General features: G+C 61.3%; 5 protein-coding genes and 1 pseudogene. 4 read left to right on the top strand and 2 right to left on the bottom strand.

Going from position 1 to position 4364, the window contains the following annotated elements:
* Positions 1 to 274 precede the first annotated feature (274 nt).
* Positions 275 to 1306 carry an NAD(P)H-quinone oxidoreductase gene (locus P3T16_RS34680; RefSeq protein WP_429255308.1) on the bottom strand — a complete coding sequence of 344 codons (1032 nt, stop codon included), beginning with the start codon at positions 1304 to 1306 and terminating at the stop codon, positions 275 to 277.
* A 151-nt stretch (positions 1307 to 1457) separates the two neighbouring features.
* Here P3T16_RS34680 and P3T16_RS34685 point away from each other — a divergent pair, with 151 nt between their 5' ends.
* The gene (locus P3T16_RS34685) at positions 1458 to 2342 is read left to right on the top strand and encodes a LysR family transcriptional regulator (RefSeq protein ID WP_429345644.1); all 885 of its coding nucleotides are present in this window, start codon (positions 1458 to 1460) and stop codon (positions 2340 to 2342) included.
* A 5-nt stretch (positions 2343 to 2347) separates the two neighbouring features.
* On the opposite strand, the pseudogene P3T16_RS34690 reads toward P3T16_RS34685, so the two are convergent.
* Positions 2348 to 2728 (bottom strand): annotated as a pseudogene (locus tag P3T16_RS34690) (MgtC/SapB family protein); the annotation flags it as partial.
* Between the two features lie 274 nt (positions 2729 to 3002).
* Here P3T16_RS34690 and P3T16_RS34695 point away from each other — a divergent pair.
* From P3T16_RS34695 to P3T16_RS34705, 3 genes are read left to right on the top strand one after another with little or no spacing between them, the layout of a single operon-like run.
* Positions 3003 to 3371, top strand: a complete 369-nt coding sequence (locus P3T16_RS34695) for a hypothetical protein (protein ID WP_429345645.1) — start codon at positions 3003 to 3005, stop codon at positions 3369 to 3371.
* Positions 3368 to 3754 carry a hypothetical protein gene (locus P3T16_RS34700; RefSeq protein ID WP_429345646.1) on the top strand — a complete coding sequence of 129 codons (387 nt, stop codon included), beginning with the start codon at positions 3368 to 3370 and terminating at the stop codon, positions 3752 to 3754. Before P3T16_RS34695 ends, P3T16_RS34700 begins: the two co-directional genes overlap by 4 nt.
* 49 nt (positions 3755 to 3803) lie before the next feature.
* Complete coding sequence (locus P3T16_RS34705) at positions 3804 to 4250, top strand: lytic transglycosylase domain-containing protein (RefSeq protein ID WP_429255566.1); 447 nt, start codon at positions 3804 to 3806, stop codon at positions 4248 to 4250.
* Positions 4251 to 4364 lie beyond the last annotated feature (114 nt).

Genomic DNA, 4364 nt, shown 5'->3' on the forward strand with positions numbered 1-4364 from the left:
GATTGCCTCGCCCATCAACATGAAAACAGAGTCGGTTTCCTCAGCATTACCACTACCACGGGCCGGAGCCCCCTACCGCGCGAGCGGTTTCGTTCTTCGACCCGTCTGAGTCATTCAGGCGCGATCCACCTCCGTCCGCTTTCGAACCGACTTCGGCCGATCGTCGAGCAGATCGTGAGACAGACCGTGACCTTTAAAAGTAACGCTTTTTCTTGACGTCCATCACGAAACCGGCAAGAGGATCGCAACCTCCGCTTTGGCTGCAAGCGACGCTTCAGCCGATGAGATCGGCACCCGTCGTAAGGACAATCTTTCCAAAGTGTGTGCCGGAATCAATCAGCTCGTGAGCGCCGCGAGCGTCGGCAAGCGCAAAGGTCTTGTAGACAACCGGCTTGATCTTGCCGCTCTCGATGTGCGGCCACACCTGCCGCTCGAGTTCATTGACGATGGTCGCCTTGTCCGCAGATGTGCGCGATCGCAATGTTGAGCCCATATGCGTTAAACGTTTCGTCAGCATTGGCACGATGTTGAGATCCTTCGCTGGCCCCGCGATCACGCCTACCTGGAGGATTCGTCCGTCCATGGCTGCGGCATCATAGTTTCTGGCCACGTAGTCGCCGGCAATGATGTCGAGGATCACGTCGACGCCGATTCCATCGGTAGACCGCTTCGTTTCGGCGACGAAATCTTCCTCGCGGTAATTTATCGCGACGTCTGCGCCTAGCGCCAGGCTGGCCTCCCGATGCGCCTGCGAGCCAACTGTCGTGATGATTTTCGCGGCGCCGAATGCCTTCGCCAGCATGGTCGCCGTGGTACCGATACCTGACGCGCCGCCATGGATCAACACCGATTCGCCGGCAACCAGCTTGCCACGCTGGAACAGGTTCAGCCATACCGTCATAAACGTTTCGGGCATGGCCCCCGCTTCCACCAACGTCAGGCCTTTGGGGATATGCATCGTGTTGCAGGCGTGCGCGACTGCATATTCTGCGTAGCCACCGCCGGGAATCAATGCACACACCAGTTCGCCGATCCGGAATTGGGACACGTCGGACCCAACGGCAACCACTTGACCTGCCACTTCCAGACCAGGAATGTCCGAAGCGCCGGGGGGCGGATCATACAGCCCTTTGCGCTGGAAAACGTCTGGACCGTTCACGGCAGCCGCGTGGATGCGGATCAGAACCTGATCGGCGGCCGGCATCGGTACAGGGCGCGTAGTCGGCACCAGAACCTCAGGACCACCGGGCTGTTTAATCTCAATGGCCGTCATGGACGACGGCACACGATAAGTTGAAGCAGACATGGATAACACTCCTTCGATTGATGAGGCTCGATTGATCCGGGCGGATCATTGAACGAGGAACTCTTGCGTTCAGTATAGGCATCGACATTGATGAATAAACGCAGCATTATTCACGTGATGAGATGCAAATTTGCATCAGGAGGGCAGCACGATGAACTGGGATGACGCGCGAGTGTTTCTCGCGGTGGAGCGCGAAAAAACGCTCCGTGGCGCGGCCAGGACGCTCAATCTGGATCAGGCGACGGTCGGCAGACGGATTGCGGCGCTAGAGCACGCTCTACGTGCAACGCTCTTCCTGCGCACCTCTGAGGGTTACGCGTTGACTGCCGCAGGCGAGGCCGCGCTGAGATCGGCGGAGAAAATGGAACACTCCGCACACGAACTCGTCAGGCGAACTCAAGGCACGGATACACGGCTGGCGGGGGACGTAAGAGTCACCAGCACCGACTCGATCGCGCTCGACTTCCTGCTTCCCGCCATCGAACGCCTGCATGCTGCGCATCCCGAAGTGCGCGTCCTGCTGGACACGTCGACGCGCATGCTAAATCTGGCAAAGCGCGAAGCGGATATCGCGGTCCGGTCAGTCAGGCCGGACAATCCCGATCTGATCGCGCGGCGCCTGGCTCGCTGGCCCATGGCGCTCTTTGCATCGAATGCTTATCTCGAGCACCACGGCAAGCCCGCCGCTGGCTCCGCATTCGCGGGCCACGATCTCGTCGTCTATCAGGGAAACTGGACCGGTAATCGATCACCGACTCTGGCTGGCGAACCGACACACGCGGGCCGCATCGTATCGACCTTCAATTCCAGCCTCATGCTGCGTACCGCGGTAAAGGCCGGCATCGGGATCGGTGAGCTTCCGATACATCTGGCTGAACACGACGGCCTCGTGCAGATCTGGCCGGAACCCGCACGTGGGGCGGTCTACGAAATCTGGCTCGTCACGCATCAAGACCTTCGGCATACCGCGCGCATCGCAGCAATGATTGATGGCATCGCCTCCGCGTTCGAAGATCACACAAACCACACGAAATAGTCTTCGCGCAGCAGCTCATTCGTCACGAGCACGACGACGGTGCCCGCCATCGCAGGGCCGTAGTGTCCCGCGCCGCACAGCACCCCGACAGCCGCCGAGCACCAGAGCGTCGCCGCCGTGTTGATGCCCTGGATCGATCCCTTGTCGCGCATGATCACGCCGCCGCCAGGAAAACCCACGCCGGACACCACATAGGTCGCAATCTGCGTGACGCCCGCGACGCCATTGCCCGTCAGCATGCCGAGCGTGACGAACAGGCACGCGCCGCTCGCGACCAGCGTGATCGTGCGCAGGCCGGCCGTGCGCTGGCGCACCTGCCGCTCGAGCCCGATCGCGATACCGCAAGCAAAGGCGGCCAGCAGCCGCCAGATGAAATCCAAAGTCATATTCGAGAAAGAAGGCAAGCCGCGAGGCCGGGCACGGTCACGATGACGAGATCATGACAGTCTTGTGTGGCGCCGATTTGAAGCCTGCGAACACGCTCGGGATGCAGGGCGACCTCACCGCTTTTCCGCCACTTCGACGGTCAGTGTTTGCGATCCGGCGCGATTTCTGAGAAAACTCTTTCGATTTCGCAAACGTTTGCCGATTGCATATCAAGTTCAGCGGCGCGCTGCCGTCAAACCGGATACAGCGTCCAACGACTACCGGGAGCGGTATGTGAAACAGATCGCATTGGGTGCGGTTCTCGTCGCTTTGGCCGGCTGCGCGCAACTGCCCGCAACCACCGCCACGCAAGCAGAGAAGCCGCCGGTATCGAATGAAGTGATCAGCTTTGCGATCCCGCCCGACGCGCTCGGCGCGCGTGATCCGCAGCTAACGGCCGTGCTGGTGAAAGCGGGCGCGCTCGCCGCCGCGCAAAAGCAGCCGACGACGATCCTTGTGACCGCCCTCGGCCAGGACTTCCCGTACCTGAACCAGGCGATCTGGAAAGGCGTGCCTGCGCAGCACACGGCGAAGCTCAGCCTCGAAAACCTGACGGCCGGCGCGAATCAGCCGTATAGCGTGTCGATCAAGCCGACGCCTTGACGACCCGCACAACGACGCCGCAACGCCGCTATAAGGAAGCCAATGTTATGTACCGGATTGCCGTTCTCGTAGCGAGCCTGCTGCTAGCTTCGCCGGCGTTTGCCGGTCAGCCGCTCGCCGCTGCGATGCTTTCGACCGCCTCGCCCAGCGCGGCCGCCGCCGCGGACAAGGTCTATCCGCCGCTGCCGACGCTCGCGATGCTGCCGCCCTCGACGGGCGACGACGACGAACCGCTCGTGACGAAACCCACCGCGAAGAAGCGCAAGACCCGCGTGCCCGATATACGGCCGACGACTCCAGCTGCGCGCCTCGTCGTCTCCGACACGTCGCGCGCCTACCTGAAGACCATCGACCGCCAGCTTGACCTCGCGTTGGCCAGATAACTGTCGGCGCGTCCCGCCATCATCGCGGACCGTCACAACGGAGACATCCATCGTGTTCACTCAACGCTTCATTGCAGCGCTGGCCCTTGCCCTATCCTGCGCCGCCGCACATGCCGACGATTGCTTCGAACAGGCCGGCGTCTATCAGGGCGTCAATCCGTCGATCCTGCGTGCGGTGGCCTGGCATGAGTCGAAAGGCGACCCGTCCGCCATCAACCGCAATGCAAACGGTTCGATCGACGTCGGCCAGTTGCAGATCAACTCAGTTCACTTCGGCGATCTGAAGCGCGAGGGCATCCCGCATCGCGCGCTCACCGATGCCTGCGTGAACATCTATGTCGCTGCGTGGCTGTTGAAGCAGAAGATGGTGAAGTACGGCAACACGTGGCGCGCGATCGGCGCGTATCACTCGGAGTCGCCGAAAGAGCGGGACGCATACGCGCACAGCATTCAAAAGATTCTGGTGGCGTGGGGCGAATTGCAAGCTGCGCACTAGCCGCTGATCGTCACCATGCGTAATGAGATGGTCACCCCCGCCCTGCGCGCGGGTAGTGCGGTAGGGTGTTCTCTTTTCCTGGGAGGCCATCATGCAAGATGTAACGCTGGTTGG

This window comes from Paraburkholderia sp. GAS42 (assembly GCF_050436565.1).
In the GTDB taxonomy this organism is placed as follows: domain Bacteria; phylum Pseudomonadota; class Gammaproteobacteria; order Burkholderiales; family Burkholderiaceae; genus Paraburkholderia.

Bases quoted from the DNA above. Each gene is read 5' to 3' on its own strand.
- P3T16_RS34685 (WP_429345644.1), top strand. From the start codon at position 1,458: ATGAACTGGGATGACGCGCGAGTGTTTCTCGCGGTGGAGCGCGAAAAA.
- P3T16_RS34680 (WP_429255308.1), bottom strand. From the start codon at position 1,306: ATGTCTGCTTCAACTTATCGTGTGCCGTCGTCCATGACGGCCATTGAG.